The sequence below is a fragment of the Posidoniimonas polymericola genome (assembly GCF_007859935.1).
Classification (GTDB): domain Bacteria; phylum Planctomycetota; class Planctomycetia; order Pirellulales; family Lacipirellulaceae; genus Posidoniimonas; species Posidoniimonas polymericola.
The window spans coordinates 16,290-35,238 of the sequence record NZ_SJPO01000012.1 but is presented as its reverse complement, the minus strand read 5'-3'; the positions used below and the strand labels follow the sequence as shown (position 1 = coordinate 35,238).

Sequence of the window (18,949 nt, the reverse complement as noted above, 5' to 3'; positions counted from 1 at the left end):
ACTCACCCATCCGGTCCTGACGCGAAGATGCCTGTCAGCAACGATCCAAAACTCGCTCCAGAGCCGCGCGCCAACGCGTCGGTGCAGGGCGTCTGGACGATTGCGGATCAGGCGGTGGTCAGCCTGACGAGCTTCTCGGCCACGGTAATTGTCGGCCGCACGCTCGGCAAAGAGGCGCTTGGCGTCTACGCCCTGGGCCCGTTCCTGTTCTGGCTCGTGGCGGGGCTCGTCAACGCCGTGGTGTGGGTGCCCTACACCTCGCGGGCGTGCCGGCTGAGCCGCTCTGAACGCGGCGTCTACCTCGCCAACAACACCGTGATGGCGGCAGCGATGGCGGCCGCGTTGTGCCTGCTCTGCATCGCGGCCGGCGCTCTGACGCAGGCGTTCGGTCCGGCGGACTCGTGGCTGGCGCCGTTCGCCTACGCGATGGCTCCGCTGTCGGTCACGTTCTTGCTGCGTGAGCACGTGCGGCGTGTGTTTATCGCGGATTTCAGCAGCGCGCGGCTGCTGCTGCTCGACCTGCCAATTGGGGTGCTGACGCTCGCGGCGTTGCTGCTGCTGGTCTACACCGAGCGGCTGACGCCGGCGGTGGCGCTGATCGCGACCGCGTTGGCGGCGGCGCCATGCCTGCCCTTCGTGTGGGGCCTGCTCCGCGGCGCGGGCGTTTCGTACGCGGGGGTGGTGGCCGACGCCAGGTCTAACTGGGGGTTCGGTCGCTGGTTGTTGCTGGTTGCCGTCGCGTGGCTGATTGGCGACGGGGCCCTGCGCTGGATGCTGGTCGGGATCCACGGGATCGACGTGCTCGGCGTCTTCAGCGCGGCCTTTGCGGTGGTCATGCTCGCCAACCCACTGATCCTCGCGATGACCTCGTTTGCCCGCTCGTGGGCGGCGCGGGTGCGGGCAGCCGACGGCACGGCCGGGCTGCTCTCGCACACGGTGCGTCTGACGTTCGCCTCCGTGGTGCTGGCCGTGGGGGCGATGGTCGCGATGACGTGGCTCGGCGACAAGTTGATCCAAGCGTTCTTCGGCGCGCAGTTCGCCGACCCGCGGCTCGTGATGTTGCTGGCGGCCGCGATCTGCCTGCAGGCCACCTCGATACCGGTCGACGCTGCGCTTACCGCCCTCGAGCTCGGCAAGAAGATGAGCCTGGCGTCGATCTCGCAGCTCGCGGTCACGCTGGTTGTCGGCCTGCCGCTGGTGTACCTCTACGGCGCCTCCGGGGTTGGCTGGACCATGCTCGCACGGTCGCTGCCGATCCTTCTGGTCAGCTGGGACGCCCTGCTCCGCGCCAGCAGCAAGCAGGGCATGCTGCACGCCACCCAACCCGCAAGCATCTGATTCGAACGGTCATGCATTCCTCCCACGACAACTCAGAGCAGCGTACCGCGGCGCTCGGCATCCCCAAGCTGGGGTCGGCCGTGGTGGGCATGTCGGTGATGCTCTGCCTGATGTTCATGGGCATGATGCACGACTTCCGCTCGGCCGGCCTCACGCACGACCAGCTCCTAGAGCAAACACTCGACGAGATGAACCGCTTTGAGCAGGACGTCACCGCCGCCTACCCCGAACGCAAGGCGGCTTTTGTCTTGTCCGCGGTCCTGGCGGCCTACTGCCTGGCGACCGCCCCGGGCGGGGTGCGGATCGGCTCTCCCCTGCTCGCCGCTCTGATCCTGGCCGCACTGGCGTGGACCTGCGCCTCGTGGTTCTGGAGCATCGACCAGGGCAAGACGGCCCGTGAACTGGTCCGGATCACGGTCTACTTCGGGCTCGCGGTCGGGCTGGCGGTGCGCTACGACCTCGCAGAAATCTGCTCGATCGTCTTCCTGACCTCGGCCATGACGGTCGCCTTTGCCTGCGGCCACGAGGTCGTGTTCGGCTCGGCCCGAGAGCTGGACAACACGTGGCGGCTGGCCGGATCGCTCCACCCCAACCCGCTGGGCCGCTTCACCGCCATGGTGGCAATACCCGCGTTGGCCTACGCCCGGGTAGCGAAGGAGCGCCGCTGGTTGTGGCTGCTGATCCTGGGCGCGTCGCTGCTGGTGATCGCCCTGACCAAGTCCCGCACCGCGCTAGCGTGCTGCGTGGCGGGCATGGCGATGGTGTATGTGCTCACGCCCGGTTGGCGCAAGCTGGCGCTGCAGGGCGCCGTGGCCCTGACGGTCGTGGGCGCCGGGATGATCTTTTTCGGCGTGGGCGGTTCGGCCGTGCTGAAGACCTCCGGGGAGGTTGTCACGATGGGCCGGCACGACAAGGTGGGTTCGCTCACGGGCCGGCTGCCGTTGTGGGAGGCCCTGCTCGAGCGCTCCGAGTCGCGGCGGGTGCAGGGGTTTGGCTTCGGCGCGTTCTGGACCGCCGACAACAACGAGTCGATCGCCGAGCAAGTCAGCTGGATCCCGGGCCACGCCCACAGCGGTTACGTCGAGACGCTCATCGGCCTGGGCGCGGTCGGCCTGACGCTGATGCTGCTGATCCTCCTCCTCTCGACGTCGCGGATGTGCTACTGGGCGATGGCGTACGACTCCACGCCCTGCCGTGTCCTGGCGGCGGTGATGGTGGCCGCGATCATCAACACGATGACCGAGGGCGGATTCGCGCTGCCCCGCGAGCTCGCCATCTTCTCGATGATGTTCGCCGCGGCGGCGTCCCTGCGTTACGCCCCCGGGGAGTCGAAAGAACGGGCGGCCGAACCGGCCAGGGTTGCGCCCGTGTGGGGGCCGGTCGGCCTGGAGGGGGGAGCATGAGCACACCGAGAGTCTCGGTCCTGATGGCCGCCTACAACGCGACGCCGTACCTGCCCCAAGCGGTCGAGTCGATCCTCGGACAGACCTTCACGGATTTCGAGTTCATCATCGTCGACGATGGCTCGACCGACGACACCCCGGCCTACCTCCAGTCGCTCAGCGACCCGCGCGTGCGGGTGGTGAGTCAGGCGAACACCGGGTTGGCGGTCGCGCTGAACGTCGGATTGGAGAACTGCCGGGGCGAGTACGTCGCGCGGATGGACGCCGACGACATCTCGCTGCCGGAGCGGCTCGGGCGGCAGGTGAGGTTCCTCGATGAACAACCGGCGGTCGGCTGTGTCGGTTGCCAGACCGCCCAGTTCGGCGACGCGAAGATCGGCGGCGGGCTCCACATGCCGACCACGCACCGTGACATCTGCCGCGCCCTGGACGAGGGGCGGCACGCGCTAGTGCACCCCAGCATCATGGCGCGGACCGAGCTGGTGAGGCGGGTCGGCGGGTACTGGTCGATGCGGCTGGTCAGCGAGGACCACGACTTGTTCATGCGACTTAGCGAGGCCGCCGAGATGGCGAACGTTGGCCCGGTGTTGTTCCAGTACCGGGTGCACGCGGGCAGCCTCAACGGCAAGAACATGCGGTCGATAATCCGCGGCATCAAGTACTCGATCGAGCTCGCGCAGCGACGCCGGTCGCGGCGCCCGGCAATCGGCTACGCGGAGTTCACCGAGCGGCTAGACGCCGCGCCGCCCGTCGCGCGGGCGCGCGAGTGGGTGAGCGCCTACGCCAAGTCGAGCTACCTGGCCGGCGTTGGCGAGATGTACGGCGGACGCGTGTGGCGGGGCAGGGCGAAGATCGCCATGGCCGCGGCGCTGGCGCCGAAGCTCACCCTGCACCGGCTGATCAGGGTCGTCGCGGGGGACAAACGCCGCGGGAAGACCACGGTCGCCGCGCCCCGGGCGCCGCGTGCGTCCGAGGTCGGTCACGCGTGACCGCTGGAGTCGTAACGGGCGGACCAGGCATTACCAAGAAGACATCAAGAAACCGTTTCGAGCGAAGGTTGATCGTATGGCAATTCAGGAAGCAATCGCTGCCGAGGTCGGGCTCGCGCCCGCGGCTGATCCGCCCACGTTTCCGCCCGCGGCCGACAGCGTCGAGCAGCCCTGCTCCCCGCCCCGGCACGACGTGCTGGGCGTCGGCATCAGCGTGCTGAACCTCGACACGGCGGTCGAGGCCGTCGACTCGGCGGTCCGCAGCGGACGCAAGGGCTACGTCTGCGTGACCGACGTCAACTCGCTGATGGCGGCCCAAGACTGTGACGAGTTCCGCGGGATCCTGAACGGGTCGTACCTCACCACGCCCGACGGCATGCCGATGGTGTGGATGGGCAAGTGGAACCGCTACCCCGAGATCGACCGCGTCTACGGCCCCGACCTGATGCTCGGCGTTTGCCGCCAAGGGGTCGCCGAGGGCCGCACGCACTACCTGCTGGGGGGCCGCCCCGGCGTCGCCGAGCAGCTGGCCGCACGCCTCGAGGAGAAGATCCCGGGCCTCAAGATCGTCGGCAAGTGCACGCCCCCGTTCCGCCCGTTTACCGAACAGGAGCGGCAGGACCTGATCGACGAGATCGCCGAGCTGCGCCCCGATTGCATCTGGGTCGGCCTTGGCGCGCCGAAGCAGGAGCGGTTAATGGTCGAGCTGCTGCCGGCGCTCGACACCAAGCTGATGTTCGGCGTCGGCGCGGCGTTCGACTTCCACGCCGGCCTGGTCCGCCAGGCGCCGCGGTGGATGCAGCGGAGCGGCACGGAGTGGTTCTTCCGGCTCTGCATGGAGCCCCGCCGGCTGTGGCGGCGGTACCTTGTCAACAACCCCCGCTTCCTGATGCTTGTTTCCCGCCAGCTCGCGAAAGGTCGTCCCGCTCGGGCCGATCTGCCCGCAGCGGTGCTCGCCGAAGAGACGCTCGCCTGATTGATCGTCGGATCGCCTCGAATCTACCTTACCCAGCGCCCGCCCCAATGCTTACTCCCCAAGACGAAATCAACTGCACAGAAGACACGGTCGCCACGCTCGACGCGGCGCCGGCGTCGGCCGGGAGCCGTGACCGGCAGGTCCGCCCGGCGCGCGTGCTGGTCGTGCTTCCCGCCTACAACGAGGGCGAAGCGCTCCCGCCGCTGCTCGAGTCGATCGCCAAGACGCTCGAGGGCCGCGTCGCGGACTACGAGATCATCGTAGTCGACGACGGCAGCGCCGATAACACCGCGTTGGTCGTCAGCCGGGCGTCGTTCGAGTACCCGGTGCGTCTGGTCCGACACGAACGCAACAGCGGCCTCGCCGCGGCCCTGCGGACCGGCCTGGAGACCGCGGTCGGCATCGCGCACCCAGACGACATCATCATCACCATGGACGCCGATAACACGCAGCCGCCGGGCCTGATGCCGCGGATGCTGGCGATGATCGGCGAGGGCCACGACGTGGTCATCGCGTCCCGCTTCCAGCCGGGCGCCCAGGTGGTGGGCGTGCCGCTGTACCGCAACCTGCTGAGCCAGGCGTCGCTGGTGCTGTTCAAGGTCGCCCTGCCGATCCGCGGCGTCCGCGACTACACCTGCGGCTACCGCGCGTACCGGGTCGAGCCGCTCCGCGACGCCATGCTCGACTACGGCGACCGCTTCGTCAGCGAGCGGGGCTTCTCCTGCATGGTCGACGTGCTGCTGAAGCTCCGCGGACGCGGTCTGGTCATGGGCGAGGCGCCAATGATCCTCCGCTACGACCAGAAGCCGGGCGCCAGCAAGATGCGGGTGCTTCGCACCGTCGGGCAGACGCTCTCACTGATCATCCGCCGCCGGCTGGGGAGGTAACGTGGACGCCAACAACATCAACGACGACAACGACTCGCGGCGCCACTGGGCGGTGGTCGGCGGCGGCATGCTCGGCATGACCCTCGCCCTGCGGCTCGCGCAGCAGGGGCAGCGCGTCACGCTGCTCGAGGCCGCGCCCACGCTCGGCGGACTCGCCAGCGCCTGGCGGCTGGGCGACGTCACCTGGGATCGCTTCTACCACGTCACGCTGCTCTCCGACTCGAGCCTCCGCGGCCTGCTCGCGGAGATCGGCCTCGAGGATTCGATGCGGTGGATCGAGACCAAGACCGGCTTCTACTCGGGCGGCCGGCTGCACTCGATGTCCAACTCGGTCGAGTTTCTGCGGTTCCCGCCGCTCACGCTGATCGAGAAGCTGCGGCTGGGCGGCACGATCTTCCTCGCCTCGAAGCTGAAGAACTGGCGGCGGCTGGAGAAGGTCTCGGTGGAGTCGTGGCTCCGCAGGTACTCGGGCGGCGGGGTATTCGAGAAGATCTGGCTGCCGCTCTTGAAGGCCAAGCTCGGCGAGACCTACAAGCAGACCTCCGCGGCGTTCATCTGGGCGCACATCAACCGGATGTACGCGGCGCGCCGGTCGGGGCTCAAGAAAGAGATGTTCGGCTACGTGCCGGGCGGCTACAGCGCGATCCTCGAGCGGCTCGCCCAGACGCTCGATCCGCTCGGCGTTGAGATCAAGTGCTCGTCGCCCGTGCACGAGGCGCTCTCCGTCGAGGACGGGTCCGTCAGCGTCAGCGCCGGCGACCAGCCGCCGCAGCGGTTCGACCGCGTGGTGTTCACCACGCCGACGCCGTCGATCGTCAACGCCGTGCCGGAGCTGCGGCCGGAGGAACGGCAGCGGTTCGAGGGCGTCCGGTACCTGGGGATCGTGTGCGCGTCGCTGCTGCTGAAGAAGCCGATCTCTAAGTACTACGTCACCAACATCACCGATGCGTGGGTCCCCCTGACCGCGGTGATCGAGATGACCACGATCGTCGACCGCGACGAGCTGGGCGGCTCGGCCCTGGTGTACCTGCCGAAGTACGTCCCCTCGGACGACCCGCTGTTCGAGGAGTCGGACGAGTCGCTCCAGGAGCGCTGGATCGGCACGCTCGAAAAGATGTACCCGCACTTCTCCCGCGACGACGTCCAGGCTTTCCAGGTCTGCCGCGCCCGCAACGTGATGGCGATGCCGACCATCGGCTACTCGGAGAAGCTGCCGCCGCTGCGGACCTCGGTCCCCGGGGTGTTCGCGGTCAACTCGGCCCACATCCTCAAGGGCAACCTGAACGTCAACGAGACCGTGCAGGTCGCCGACGAGGCCATCACCGGCGTGCTAGCGTCCGAGCTCGGTCCTGCCGCCGGCCGCCGTCCGTCACGCCCAGCCCCGACGGGAGGTAGCGATGCGCAAGCCGATCGCGAGCTTGTCGCTCGATCTTGATAACAAGTGGTCCTACCTGCGGACCCTTGGGCCGGGGCGGTGGGAGTCGTACCCCTGCTACCTGCAGGTGGTCGCCCCCCGCATTATCGAGGTGATGCAGCAGTTCGGCCTCGGCCTGACGGTCTTTGTAGTCGGCCGGGACCTCGACCAGGAGTCGGGCCGGAACGCCGTGCGTGCGCTGGCCGACGCGGGCTTCGAGCTCGGCAACCACACCTACAACCACTACCCCTGGCTGGCGACGCTCTCCGACGCCGAGGTCGAGCGCGAGATCGCCGACGCCGAAGAGGCGATCACCCTCATCGCGGGCGAACGACCGATCGGGTTCCGGGGCCCAGGGTTTGCGTTCTCCCAGTCGCTCGTGGCGACCCTCGCCCGCCGCGGCTACCGCTACGACGCCAGCGTCCTGCCGGCGGTCACGGCGCCCGCCGCGCGGCTGTACTGCTCGGTCCGCTCGTTCTGGTCCAGCGACACCGAGACCCAAACCTTCGGGTCGGTCCGCGACGGTTTCGGCGCGCTCCGCCCGCACCGGCTCGACACCGCCGACGGCCCGATTGTCGAGATGCCGGTGACGACCATGCCGCTCGCACGGACGCCGATCCACATGACCTACCTTTCGCACCTGGCGCAGTACTCCCGCCGCGCGGCCTCGGCCTACCTGCGGACCGCGGCCCGGCTGTGCCGGCTCCGCGGCGTGGCGCCGTCGCTGCTGCTGCACCCGCTGGACTTCATGGGCGTCGAGGACGACCCCGACCTCAACTTCTTCCCCGGCATGCAGCTGCCCGGCGCCGCGAAACGCGAGCTGCTGAGCGAGATGCTCGAGCGGTTTGCCGAGCACTTCCAGCTCGGCACGGTCGCCGCGCACGCCGGCCAGGCGGTTCCACAATGGGAACCGATCGAGCCGGTCGCTTCGGTCTCGGGGGCCGGCGATGTCGGCTGAGAGCAGCGGGCCGAAGCCGCCGGCGAGCGACTGGGCGCCTCCCCAGTGGTTGCGAGTCGTCGTCGGTGTGATGATCGCCGCCGGCGTCTGCCTGGGCGCCCACCGGGCATTCGAGGGCCGGTACATCTCAGGGCCCTACGACGCAGCGCAGGACGGCTTTTTCGATTTCACGCACGGCGTTTACTACCCGTGCCAGGCGTTTGTCGACGGCGTTAGCGCCTACGGCCGCGACTTCATCGAAGGCTACCCGGTCGACATGTCGGTGCCGCTGTACACACCGTCGCACTTCCTGCTGCACGCGCCGCTGGTCGCGCTGCCGCTGCTGCCGGCCAGCATTTTCTACTTCCTGCTGATCCTGCTGATGGTGTACGCTATCGCCCGGCTGTCTGCGCGCGCGGCGTGCGTCCCGCGGGCGTGGCCGATCATCGCGTGCCTGATCGTGATGACCCGCGGCGGCCAGGCGACGATGGCGTCCGGCTATTTCACGCTCGAGCTCGTCCTCGGCGGGCTGGTCGCGATCCACTACGCGGCGAGCCGACCGTGGCTGGCGGCTTGCGGCGTGCTGCTGGCGGCTGGCAAGCCAACCTACCTGCTCCCGCTGCTGATCCTCTTGGCCTGCCGGGGCAACTGGCGGGCCGCGTTGGGCGGCGGGGTGCTGACGGGCGCCGTTTCGGCGTTGGCGGTTGGTTGGATGGCCTTCAAGAACGGCCTCCCGGCGTTCTTTCGGTCGCTGACCGAGCGGGCCGAGCTCCGCCAGTCGCTCGACGACCAGCTGCCGATCAACAGCTTCACGCAGATCGACCTGATCAGCCTGGTCAGCAAGTGGATGGACTGGAATCCGGGCTACGGGACTAGCATGGCGGTGATGCTGGTGCTGCTCGTCCCGCTAGGGTTCGCGCTGCGTCGGCTGCGGCGAGAGGGCGACTTCGCCGGCGCGGCGACCCCGTCGGGCGCGGTCATCGCGTTGGGGACCGTGGCGTCGGTGTTCCACCAGTCGTACGACGCGCTGCTGCTGACCGGTGCGATCGCCGGCCTCGTGACCGGCCTGCCGCGGCCCGCCTGGCGGTGGTTCCCGCTGTGGGGGCGATGGGCCGTGGCCGCGATGCTGCTGGGCCCTTCGTTCAACATCCTCTCAACCCGGTCCTTCATCCAGCGGGTTGGACTCGAGGCTCCCGAATCTGGGTTCCAGTTCGTCACCAGCATCAATGGCGTGCTGCTGGCGGCGGCGTTCGTCACGCTCACCGTGCTGGTGATGAGCCGCCCAAAGACCGGCGTTGGGCCCGCGGCGGAAGATTGAGCAGCGGCGGCCGGACAACGCGGCGGGGCGGACGCTACTCGGAGGCCGAGGCCGCGCCCTCGCGAGCACGTTCGCCGCGGCACTCGGGCGAGGGGTTGGTGCAGGCGTCGCAGATGGAGTTGCCGTTGCTGTCCTTCATGCTCGCCAGCCCGCCGCACGAGCCCTTGATCCGCCGGTTGCTGATCAGCACGCCGACCGCCATGCCCGCCAGGGCGACTGCAAAGACGGCGACTGAGATCAGGGCGGTGGTCATGGTGCTTGGGGTTACTCGCCGCGGTTGCGCGGGCCACGCCATTCGGCCGTGGACCGCTCTTTAGAGCCGTCGTCCGTCCGCTCGATGAACATCGCGGCGACGCCGTTCTCGCTCGCCCAATTGTACCCCTCGTCCCCGCCCATGACCAACAGGGCGGTGGCCAACGCGTCGGCCCGCATGCAGGACGGCGCCTGCACGCTGACGGTCGCCAGCCGGTGCGTGACCGGCCTGCCGGTGGCGGGGTTGATGGTGTGCGAGAACCGCTCGCCGTGGTCCTCAAAGAAGTTGCGGTAGTCGCCGCTGGTGGCGATGGCGTGGTCGTCGATGTCGAGGACGGTCTGCAGCACGCGGCCGCTCTCGTCGGGCTTCTCGACCCCGATCTTCCACGACGACCCGTCCGGCTTGCGGCCGCGGCAGACGACCTCGCCGCCGATCTCGACCATCGAGGCCGCGGCGCCGAGCTCGGTCAGCAGCTCCGAAACCGCATCGACGCCGTAGCCCTTGGCGATCGCCGACAGGTCGACGTAGATATCGGGGCGCGACTTCTTGAGGGCGGGCGGCTCCTGGCGGGCCTCCACGCTCTGGTAGCCGATCCGCGCGAGCGCCGCGGCGACCTCGTCGTCGGTGGGCGGTTCGCTCCGCCGCCCGTCGGGCCCGAAGCCCCACAGGTTCACTACCGGGCCAACGGTCGGGTCGAACTGGCCGCCGGTAGCGGCGGCGATCTCAAGGGCGTACGCCACGACCTTGGCGGTCTCGGCCGAAACCTCAAACCAGTCCTCGGAATCGGACTGGTTGAACCGCGACAGCTCCGATCGCGGGTCGTAGGTCGACATCCGCTTGTTGATCTCGACCAGCCGCTCATCAACCCGGTGCTGCAGCTCCTCGAGCCGCTCGTCGGCGTCGTCGATGACGACCTTGACCGAGTACCGCGTGCCCATCGTCGGGCCGGTGAACGAGACGACCCCGACCGGGGCGTTCGCGCTCGGCCCTGCCGGATTAGGGGCCGACGAGTTGCGGGCCGGCGTGCTTGGTGATGGGGCGTCCGACTGCGAGCCGCAGCCCGCAACGCCAAGCACCGCCAGTGCCAGCGGGGCCGCCAGCATCAGCAGCGCGGCCAGACGCGATTGGTTCCGGGCCGGCACGCTAACCACCGAAGTCGTCGTACGCGATGTTCTCTTTCTCAACGCCCAGGTCGTCGAGCATCTTGAAGACCGCCGCGTTCATCATTGGCGGGCCGCAGATGTAGTACTCGATGTCTTCCGGCGCCGGGTGGTCCTTCAGGTAGTTCTCCTGCAGCACCTGGTGGATGAATCCCTTGTACCCGGTCCAGTTGTCCTCGGGCAGCGGCTCGGAGAGCGCGATGTTGAACTTGAAGTTCGGGAACTCTTCTTCGATCTTCCGGAAGTGGTCGACGTAGAACAGCTCGCGGGAGCTGCGGCCGCCGTACCAGTAGCTCACCTTGCGGCCGGTCTTGAGGTTCTTGAACAGCTCAAAGATGTGGCTGCGGAGCGGCGCCATGCCGGCGCCGCCGCCGATGTAGACCATCTCGGCGTCGGTGTCCTTGATGAAGAACTCGCCGTACGGGCCGGAGATCGTGACCTTGTCGCCCGGCTTCAGGTTGAAGATGTAGCTGGACATCTTGCCGGGGGGGGCGTCGGGGATGCGTGGCGGGGGGCTCGCCACACGGACGTTGAGCATGATGATGCCCTGCTCGCCCGGGTAGTTGGCCATCGAGTAAGCGCGAACAACTTCTTCGTCGACCTTCGAGGTGTACTGCCAGACGTTGTACTTGTCCCAGTCTTCGCGGAACCGCTCCTCGATGTCGAAGTCCTTGTAGTGCACCACGTGCGGCGGGCACTCGATCTGGATGTAGCCGCCCGCCTTGAACGCGACCTCTTCACCGGCCGGCAGCTCAAGCACCAGCTCTTTAATAAAGGTCGCGACGTTGTTGTTCGAGCGGACCGTGCACTCCCACTTCTTGGTGTCGAAGGCCTCGGGCGGTACCTCGACCTTCATGTCCTGCTTGACCGCGACCTGGCACGACAGGCGGCAGCCCTCGCGGGCTTCCTTCTTGCTGATGTGGGCCTTCTCGGTCTCGAGGATGTCGCCGCCCCCCTCGTGGATCTTGACCTCGCACTGGGCGCAGGTGCCGCCGCCGCCGCACGCGCTGGAGACAAAGATCCCCTGGTCGGCCAGCGCATTCAGCAGCTTGCCGCCGGCCGGCACGTGGATGGTCTTCTGTTCGTTGATCACGATCTCGACGTCGCCGCTGGCGACCAGCTGGCTCTTGGCGGCGAGGATAATCGCCACGAGCGCGAGGACGATGAGCGTGAACATCAAGACGCCAAGAAGGACGGTCGTCATTTGTCGCTACCGGCTTTCCGCGGCGCTGGTGCTGCTAGGCAGACGGCGGCCGCACTGGAAACTTGCTAGGGTGATTCGGGGAACGGGTCGGTTGCGCCTGCTGGGTTACCACACGCCGCCAAACGACATGAAGGCCAACGCCATCAGTCCGGCGGTCATGAACGTGATCCCCAAGCCCTTGAGGCCATCGGGGACGTCGCTGTAACGCATCTTCTCGCGGATGGCGGCCAGGGCGGCGATGGCCAACGCCCAGCCAAAGCCCCAGCCGAAGCCGGCGACCATGCTCTCTACAAAGTTGAAGTCGCGTTCAACCATGAACAGCGAGCCGCCGAGGATCGCGCAGTTGACCGTGATCAGCGGCAGGAAGATCCCGAGTGCGTTGTAGAGCGGCGGGAAGTAGCGGTCGAGCGCCATCTCGAGGATCTGCACCATCGCCGCGATCGTGCCGATGTAGCTGATCAGCCCCAGGAAGCTGAGGTCGAGCGTCTGCAGGTACTCGCGGGTGTCGGTGCCCAGACGGAAGGTGTCGGCGACCCAGACCAGCGCGCCCTCCTTCAGGAGGTACTGGTACAGCAGGTTGTTGGCCGGCACCGTGATGAACATGATCACGATCACCGCCACGCCCAGTCCGAGCGCGGTCTTCACGTTCTTCGACACGGCCAGGAACGTGCACATGCCCAGGAAGAACGCCAGGGCCATGTTCTCGCCGAAGACCGACTTCAGGAACAGTTGAACTAAGTCGTCCATGGGAAGCCAAACGTGGAATTAAGGGGAGGTGTAGGTGGGTGCGGGGCGTGCTGCCGGCTACTCGTGCTCGACCTGCTCGGGGCGGATCGTGCGGAAGACCCAGATGATCACGCCGATCAGGAAGAACGCGCTCGGCGGGAGCAGCAGCAGGCCGTTGGGCGTGTACCAGCCGCCCTCGGTCGCGAGCGGGAAGACCGTGTAGCCGAAGAACTTGCCGGCGCCGAACACCTCGCGGAAGAAGGCGACCAGCAGCAGGATCACGCTGTAGCCCAGGCCGTTGCCGATGCCGTCCATGAAGCTGACGCCCGGCTCGTTCTTCATGGCGAACGCCTCGGCCCGGCCCATCACGATGCAGTTGGTGATGATCAGGCCGACGAACACCGACAGCTGCTTGCTGACGTCGAAGAAGTAGGCCTTGAGCAGCTGGTCGACCACGATCACCAGCGACGCGATCACCGTCATCTGGACGATGATGCGGATGCTGCTGGGGATCCAGTGGCGGATCAGGCTGACGACCAGGTTCGACCCGCCGGTCACCGCGATCACCGACAGCGACATCAAGAGCGCGGTCTTCATCTGCGTCGTGACGGCCAGCGCCGAGCAGATGCCGAGCACCTGCAGCGTGATCGGGTTGTTGTTGATCAGCGGCTCGAGGAGGACGTCTTTGGCGGTTTGCTTAGCCATGGTTCACCTTTGTGAGCTCAGCTTCCGGGGAGGCGGCTTGGTTGGCGTGGCCGGCGCCCTCTTGGGCGGCGGAGTCTTGCGGCGATTTACCGGCGTCGGCGCCGCCGGTGAGGTACGGGCCGAAGCCCTCGGGGCCGAGCCAGTACTGCACCAACGCGTCGACGCCGTTGGTGGTGAGCGTGGCGCCGGACAGGCCGTCGACCTGCTGCGGGGCAACCTGCGGGTCCGAGGACGCGGCGCCCTTAACCACTTCGATCACGACCTGGCCGTCCTTGCGGGCGGTCTTGCCGTGCCACTTGGCCTTCCACTTGGGGTTGTCGACCTCGCCGCCCAGTCCGGGGGTCTCGGCGTGCTCGTAGAAGGTGATGCCGCGGACGGTCTGGCGGTCGGCCTCGAGGGCGAGGAAACCGTACAGGGTCGACCACAGCCCCTTGCCGTAGACCGGCAGGATGTAGCCCTCGATCGCGTTCTGGTCGCCTTCCTTGGTGATCTTGTAGACCGGGGCGTAGGGCTCGCGGAAGCGGATGCCCTTGAGGGCGTCGGACGGCTCGACCGGCTCTTGCAGGCTGGCGTTCTTGGCCGCCTTGCGGGGGTCGTAGCCCTTGGGGGCCTCGGCCTCGGGCATCTCCTTGCCGGAGTCGAGGTCGACCAGCACCTCGCGGATCCGCTCGTCGAAGATCGACTTCACGGTTGTCGCGTCGGCGTCGTCCGGCAGCAGGCCGGCCGCCATTAGCACGTTCTTGTTCTTGTCGAGTTGCTTGTTCTTCTCCTGGATCGGCTTGAGCGCCTCCGCGGCGCTGGAGACCAGCAGCGAACAAACCACGCACAGCACGGCGGCTACCGTGAAGGTGAACGAAACACTGTCACGCTGCATAGCGGGCCATCCTTCTTTTAACATTCGCTTGGATGACGAAGTAGTCGATCAACGGCGCCATCGTGTTGCCGAACAGGATGGCGAGCATGATGCCCTCGGGGAACGCCGGGTTGATCACCCGGATCAGGACGGTCATCACGCCGATCAGGATCCCGTACCACCACTTGCCGATCTCGGTCATCGCGGCCGACACCGGGTCGGTCGCCATGAACACGGTTCCGAACGCGAAGCCGCCAATCACCAGGTGCCACCACGGGGCGATGGCGGTCAGCGGGTTGTCGCTGGAGCCGCGGAAGCCCCAGAACAGGAAGCCGGTCCCCAGCAGGCCGAGCACGCAGCCGGCCATGATCCGCCAGGAGCCGATGCCCGAGGCGATCAGGATCGCGGCGCCGAGCAGGCAGCAGAGGGCGGACGTTTCGCCCATCGAGCCCTGGATGAGACCCACAAACGCGGTCCCCCAGGAGTAGTTTCCACCCATCACCTCGGCCGGCCCCTGGCCCTGCGCGGCGCCGACCATCTCGCCGAGCGACGTTGCGCCCGAGATGCCGTCGGCCTGCCGGGCGGCGACCCACACGCCGATGTTCGACGCGCCGCTCGCCACCCACTCGCCGGAGATCCGGGCCGGGTACGCAAAGTAGAGAAACGCCCGGGCGGTGAGCGCGGGGTTGAGGAAGTTCTTGCCGGTGCCGCCAAAGATCTCCTTGCCGATCACCACGCCGAACGCGATGCCGAGCCCGACCTGCCACAGCGGGATGGTCGGGGGGAGCGTCAGCGGGAACAGCATGCCGGTGACCAGGAAGCCCTCGTTGATCTCGTGGCCCCGGACGAGCGAGAAGATCAGCTCGCAGACGCCGCCGACCGCCATCGTCACGATGTAGACCGGCAGGAACCAGACGAGGCCGTGGATAAAGCAACCCGCGATGCTGCTGGGGTCGTGGACCATTGGGCCCAACGGCGCGAGCAGGGTCTCGCGGAAGGAGTCGATCGGGGCGGCGCCCGCCGCGATCGCCCGGTTGGCCTGCAGGCCGGTGTTGTACAGCGCCATGAGGATGCACGGCCCGAGGGCCACGATCACCATGGACATCATCCGCTTCATGTCCAGCGCGTCGCGGACGTGCGAGGCGGACTTGGTCGTTTCGCCCGGCGTGAACAGGAACGTGTCCTGCGCTTCGTAAAGCGGGTACAAGCGCTCGAGCTTGCCCCCCTTCTCGAAGAGCGGCGCGATCATGTCGAGCTGTTGCCTAAGGAATTTCATGGATGGCTGTTGGCTGATTGCGATTGGCTGCTGGCGTACGTGCCACAGCCCACCCCGCCAGGGGTGGGTCAAAAAGCGGTTCTCGGACTACCCTTCGCGCTCAATCGTCGTGAGGCAGTCACGCAGGAGGGCGCCGTAGTTGTTCTTGCTGGTGCAGACGAACGTGCAGAGGGCGAGGTCCTCTTCGTCCATCTCGAGGGCGCCGAGCGAGTTGGCGGTGTCGGTGTCGCTGACCGCCAGGGCCTTGAGCAGCGGCGTCGGCACGATGTCCAGCGGCACCACGGCGTCGTAGGCGCCGGTCGGCACGATCGCCCGGTGGCTGCCGCCGGTGCTGGTGGTCAGGGCGAAGCCGCGGTCTGGCGTCATGAACTTGGCGAGCCAGCTCCCCACGTAGGCACGGGACGCTGAGAACTTGTCGAAGCCGGGCAGCATCCAGCCGATGAACTCCCGCTCGGTCCCCTCGACCAGCACCGACACCTGTGTGTGGTAGCGGCCCAGGAAATCGCGGGGCGACTCGGACGTGCGGCCCGACAGCACCGAGCCCGAAACTACCCGGGCCTTCTCGCCCGCGGCCAGCCGGAGCTCGCCGTCGGTCAGTTCGGTCAGGTTGGCGCCCAAAGTGGTCCGGACGAGACGCGGGTCGCTGGTCGCCGGGCCGGCGATCGAGATCACGCGGTCGCACATCAGCGTGCCGGTCCGCATCAGGCGGCCAACCGCTGCGACGTCCTGGTAGCCGATGTGCCAGACGGTTCGGTCGGCGTGCGCCGGCATCAGCATGTGGATGTGCGTGCCGACCAGGCCGGCGGGGTGCGGCCCGCTGAACTCGACCTTCTCGACACAATCCAGGTCCTCGCCGGGCAGGCTCACGCCCTCACCCTTGCACAGGTAGGTCGGGCCGGTGGTGAGCACGCTGAGCGCCTCGAGGCCGGCGATGAAGTCGGCCTGCAGGTCGGCCAGCACCAAACTCGGCTCGACCGCCAGCGGGTTGGTGTCGATCGCGGTGACGAAGATCGCCGCCGGGGCAGAGTCGATCGCCGGAACCTTGCTGAACGGACGCGTCCGCAGCGCGGTCCACAGGCCCGAGTTCACCAGGTTGTCGACCACCTGCTCGCGGGGCAGCTGAGCCAGGTTGGCGTCCGGGTAGGAGTTGAACACAAACTCCAGGTCGCCGGCCTGCTCGATCACGACCGACTCGAACTTCCGCTTGGCGCCGCGATTAAGCGCAACCACCTTGCCGGCGACCGGTGCGGTGAACCGCACGCCGACGTTCTTCTTGTCCGTGAACAGCAGCTGGCCCTTGCGGACCTCGTCCCCTTCGTTGACTTCCATGGTCGGCTTCATGCCGATGTAGTCGTCGCCAAGGAGGGCGAAGTGCCGAACGGGGGGGCTTTGTTCGATCGTTTGCCGGGGCTCTCCGCTGAGCGGGATGTCGAGACCCTTGCTGAGTTCAAACCGACGCGTCATGCCATTCCGCGATCTGAAGTAAGTGATTGGTAGGGAACCAGACGTGTCCCACTGCGAGTTTTTCGCGGTTTTCAGCCGTGAACCGCCGCCGGCGGGGCCGCCGCAGCGGTGGCCCACGATCGGGCGTTGGTGAGGCGCACGATCAGGCCGCGTGTGACTGTGAAATTTTTCACGATATCGTCGCTACGTCAATGGGGCTTTAACTTTTCGTCGATTCTCAGACCGGCTCAGGCTGTGGCAAATCGCCCAGCTACGCCATCTGATCAAGATCGAAGAAGGGGGCAGGGGCGGCTGAGGCAGCGCTGCATGGTGGGTCATCTATCGGGTGGCCGGTATCCCCTCTGCCCGCATGATGATAGCGATTTAAGGGGGCTCAGCAATCCGCGGCTGGCAAAGAACTGCTGATTGTCGCTGGACGGGGTTTCGGCTCGCCGCGACTAGCGGTCGGCACGCGTGGCGAGGCCGCGCCACCTACAACGCAGTCAGGCCTGACAGGCAGGGCATGGACTGGCCGCGGAAAAAGCGCCCGGGTGCTCGGCCGATTGGATGAGGCAACCCAAGCGACCGCAGGGTCGAGCCATTGGTTGCCTCGGACGCGTGTACCATAGCGAGCTCCGTTAGCTAGACAAGCGGCGGCAGGGGCCGCAATCATCAGCAGTTTGAGTTGCGACGAGCAGCAGGTTGAGTTGCGACGAGGGCCGTTGAAGGCGTTCGGGGGCGACTCTATACTCCACAGCTTCCTCACCAAACCCCGCTAAACGCCTTCCCCGGGCCCACTTCGGCGCACCACAAGCTTATGAATATCCACGAGTTCCAAGGCAAGCAGCTCCTCGAGCGGTACGGCATTCCCAAGCCCGACGGCATCGTCGCCAAGACGCCCCAGGAGGCTTCGGCCGCGTTCGAGAAGCTGGGCGGGTCCTTGGCGGTGGTCAAGGCGCAGATCCACGCCGGCGGCCGCGGCAAGGGGACCATCAAGTCGAACCCCGAGCAGCACGGCGTCGAGCTGGTCCGCTCCGCCGCCGACGCCGCCCGCGTCGCCGAGGCGTTGATCGGCAACGAGCTGGTCACCATCCAGACCGGCCCCGAGGGTCAGACCGTCAAGCAGGTGCTGGTCGAGGCGGGCTGCGACATCGCCCGCGAGCTGTACCTCGGCATCGTGGTCGATCGCGGCGAGAAGAAGCCGGTGCTGATGGTCTCGACCGAGGGGGGCATGGACATCGAGAAGGTGGCCGAGGAAACCCCCGAGAAGATCTACAAGCAGGGGTTCCTGCCGGCCGACGGCCTCGCCGCCGCCGACGCCAAGGTCCTGGCCGGGAAACTCGGCCTGGAGGGCGCGTCGGTCGATGCGGCGGTCACGTTCATGCAGTCGATCTGCAAGCTGTTCGTCGAGCTCGACTGCAGCCTGGCCGAGATCAACCCGCTGGTCGTGACCGGGTCGGGTGACATCATGGCGCTGGACGCCAAGGTCAACTTCGACGACAACGCGCTGTTCCGCCACAAGGACGTGCTGGAGTTCCGCGACACCAGCGAAGAGAACCCGAACGAGCTGCGCGCCGGCGAGGCGGGCCTGAGCTACGTGCAGCTGGAGGGGAACATTGGCTGCCTGGTCAACGGCGCCGGCCTGGCGATGAGCACGATGGACCTGGTGAACCTGCACGGCGGCCACCCGTCGAACTTCCTGGACGTCGGCGGCGGCGCCAACAAGGACCAGGTCACCGAGGCCTTCCGCATCCTGCTGGGCGACAAGAACGTCAAGGCGGTGCTGGTGAACATCTTCGGCGGCATCATGCAGTGCACGACTATCGCCAACGCCGTGCTGGCCGCCTACAAGGAAGTCGGTTTCAACGTCCCGTTGGTGGTGCGTCTCGAGGGGACCGAGGTCGAGGAGGGCCGCAAGATACTCGCCGAGTCGGGCGTCGACATCATCACGGCTGAGGGCCTGACCGACGCGGCCAAGAAGGTGGTCGCCGCCGCCGGTTAAGGCCGCGAACCGCACCCCCTCACCACCCACCCATCCAAACAAGCCGACAGCCGAGAGCTGACAGC

Annotated in this window: 17 protein-coding genes; 9 read left to right on the top strand and 8 right to left on the bottom strand. The window is 67.4% G+C overall.

The window, feature by feature from the left end; genetic code table 11:
* Positions 1–27 precede the first annotated feature (27 nt).
* From Pla123a_RS20640 to Pla123a_RS20605, 8 genes are all read left to right on the top strand, one after another.
* Positions 28–1,338 carry a hypothetical protein gene (locus tag Pla123a_RS20640; protein ID WP_146590534.1) on the top strand — a complete coding sequence of 437 codons (1,311 nt, stop codon included), beginning with the start codon at positions 28–30 and terminating at the stop codon, positions 1,336–1,338.
* A gap of 11 nt (positions 1,339–1,349) precedes the next feature.
* The gene (locus Pla123a_RS20635; RefSeq protein ID WP_146590532.1) at positions 1,350–2,741 is read left to right on the top strand and encodes an O-antigen ligase family protein; all 1,392 of its coding nucleotides are present in this window, start codon (positions 1,350–1,352) and stop codon (positions 2,739–2,741) included.
* Entirely contained in the window at positions 2,738–3,730 is a 993-nt protein-coding gene (locus Pla123a_RS20630) for a glycosyltransferase (protein ID WP_146590530.1), read from the top strand. Before Pla123a_RS20635 ends, Pla123a_RS20630 begins: the two co-directional genes overlap by 4 nt.
* Before the next feature lie 76 nt (positions 3,731–3,806).
* Positions 3,807–4,706: a WecB/TagA/CpsF family glycosyltransferase gene (locus Pla123a_RS20625; protein ID WP_146590528.1), complete on the top strand. Its 900-nt coding sequence runs from the start codon at positions 3,807–3,809 to the stop codon at positions 4,704–4,706.
* A gap of 47 nt (positions 4,707–4,753) precedes the next feature.
* Complete coding sequence (locus Pla123a_RS20620) at positions 4,754–5,593, top strand: glycosyltransferase family 2 protein (RefSeq protein ID WP_146590526.1); 840 nt, start codon at positions 4,754–4,756, stop codon at positions 5,591–5,593.
* A 1-nt stretch (position 5,594) separates the two neighbouring features.
* Positions 5,595–7,028, top strand: coding sequence for an NAD(P)/FAD-dependent oxidoreductase (locus Pla123a_RS20615; protein WP_261342770.1), 1,434 nt, complete (start codon positions 5,595–5,597; stop codon positions 7,026–7,028).
* Positions 6,991–7,965, top strand: a complete 975-nt coding sequence (locus Pla123a_RS20610; RefSeq protein ID WP_146590524.1) for a polysaccharide deacetylase family protein — start codon at positions 6,991–6,993, stop codon at positions 7,963–7,965. Before Pla123a_RS20615 ends, Pla123a_RS20610 begins: the two co-directional genes overlap by 38 nt.
* Positions 7,955–9,262: a glycosyltransferase family 87 protein gene (locus Pla123a_RS20605; protein ID WP_146590522.1), complete on the top strand. Its 1,308-nt coding sequence runs from the start codon at positions 7,955–7,957 to the stop codon at positions 9,260–9,262. The genes Pla123a_RS20610 and Pla123a_RS20605 overlap by 11 nt, the downstream gene beginning before the upstream one ends.
* A gap of 34 nt (positions 9,263–9,296) precedes the next feature.
* Here Pla123a_RS20605 and nqrM read toward each other — a convergent pair whose 3' ends face one another.
* From nqrM to Pla123a_RS20565, 8 genes are all read right to left on the bottom strand, one after another.
* Entirely contained in the window at positions 9,297–9,515 is a 219-nt protein-coding gene (gene nqrM / locus Pla123a_RS20600) for a (Na+)-NQR maturation NqrM (RefSeq protein WP_197528157.1), read from the bottom strand.
* An 11-nt stretch (positions 9,516–9,526) separates the two neighbouring features.
* On the bottom strand, positions 9,527–10,666 hold the full coding sequence (locus tag Pla123a_RS20595) for an FAD:protein FMN transferase (RefSeq protein WP_231956574.1): 1,140 nt from the start codon (positions 10,664–10,666) through the stop codon (positions 9,527–9,529).
* Positions 10,659–11,879, bottom strand: coding sequence for an NADH:ubiquinone reductase (Na(+)-transporting) subunit F (gene nqrF, locus Pla123a_RS20590; protein WP_146590518.1), 1,221 nt, complete (start codon positions 11,877–11,879; stop codon positions 10,659–10,661). The genes Pla123a_RS20595 and nqrF overlap by 8 nt, the downstream gene beginning before the upstream one ends.
* 105 nt (positions 11,880–11,984) lie before the next feature.
* Positions 11,985–12,626 (bottom strand): NADH:ubiquinone reductase (Na(+)-transporting) subunit E, encoded by a 642-nt coding sequence (gene nqrE, locus Pla123a_RS20585; RefSeq protein WP_146590517.1) that lies wholly within the window; start codon positions 12,624–12,626, stop codon positions 11,985–11,987.
* Positions 12,627–12,683: 57 nt separating this feature from the next.
* A complete protein-coding gene (locus Pla123a_RS20580; protein ID WP_146590514.1) occupies positions 12,684–13,310 on the bottom strand; it encodes an NADH:ubiquinone reductase (Na(+)-transporting) subunit D in 627 nt (208 codons plus the stop codon).
* Complete coding sequence (locus tag Pla123a_RS20575) at positions 13,303–14,184, bottom strand: Na(+)-translocating NADH-quinone reductase subunit C (protein ID WP_146590512.1); 882 nt, start codon at positions 14,182–14,184, stop codon at positions 13,303–13,305. The genes Pla123a_RS20580 and Pla123a_RS20575 overlap by 8 nt, the downstream gene beginning before the upstream one ends.
* Positions 14,174–15,439: an NADH:ubiquinone reductase (Na(+)-transporting) subunit B gene (locus tag Pla123a_RS20570; RefSeq protein WP_146590511.1), complete on the bottom strand. Its 1,266-nt coding sequence runs from the start codon at positions 15,437–15,439 to the stop codon at positions 14,174–14,176. The genes Pla123a_RS20575 and Pla123a_RS20570 overlap by 11 nt, the downstream gene beginning before the upstream one ends.
* An 87-nt stretch (positions 15,440–15,526) precedes the next feature.
* On the bottom strand, positions 15,527–16,903 hold the full coding sequence (locus tag Pla123a_RS20565) for a Na(+)-translocating NADH-quinone reductase subunit A (RefSeq protein ID WP_146590509.1): 1,377 nt from the start codon (positions 16,901–16,903) through the stop codon (positions 15,527–15,529).
* Between the two features lie 796 nt (positions 16,904–17,699).
* Between Pla123a_RS20565 and sucC the strand changes: the two genes are divergently transcribed.
* Positions 17,700–18,884: an ADP-forming succinate--CoA ligase subunit beta gene (gene sucC / locus Pla123a_RS20560; RefSeq protein WP_146590507.1), complete on the top strand. Its 1,185-nt coding sequence runs from the start codon at positions 17,700–17,702 to the stop codon at positions 18,882–18,884.
* The last annotated feature ends 65 nt before the right edge of the window (positions 18,885–18,949 follow it).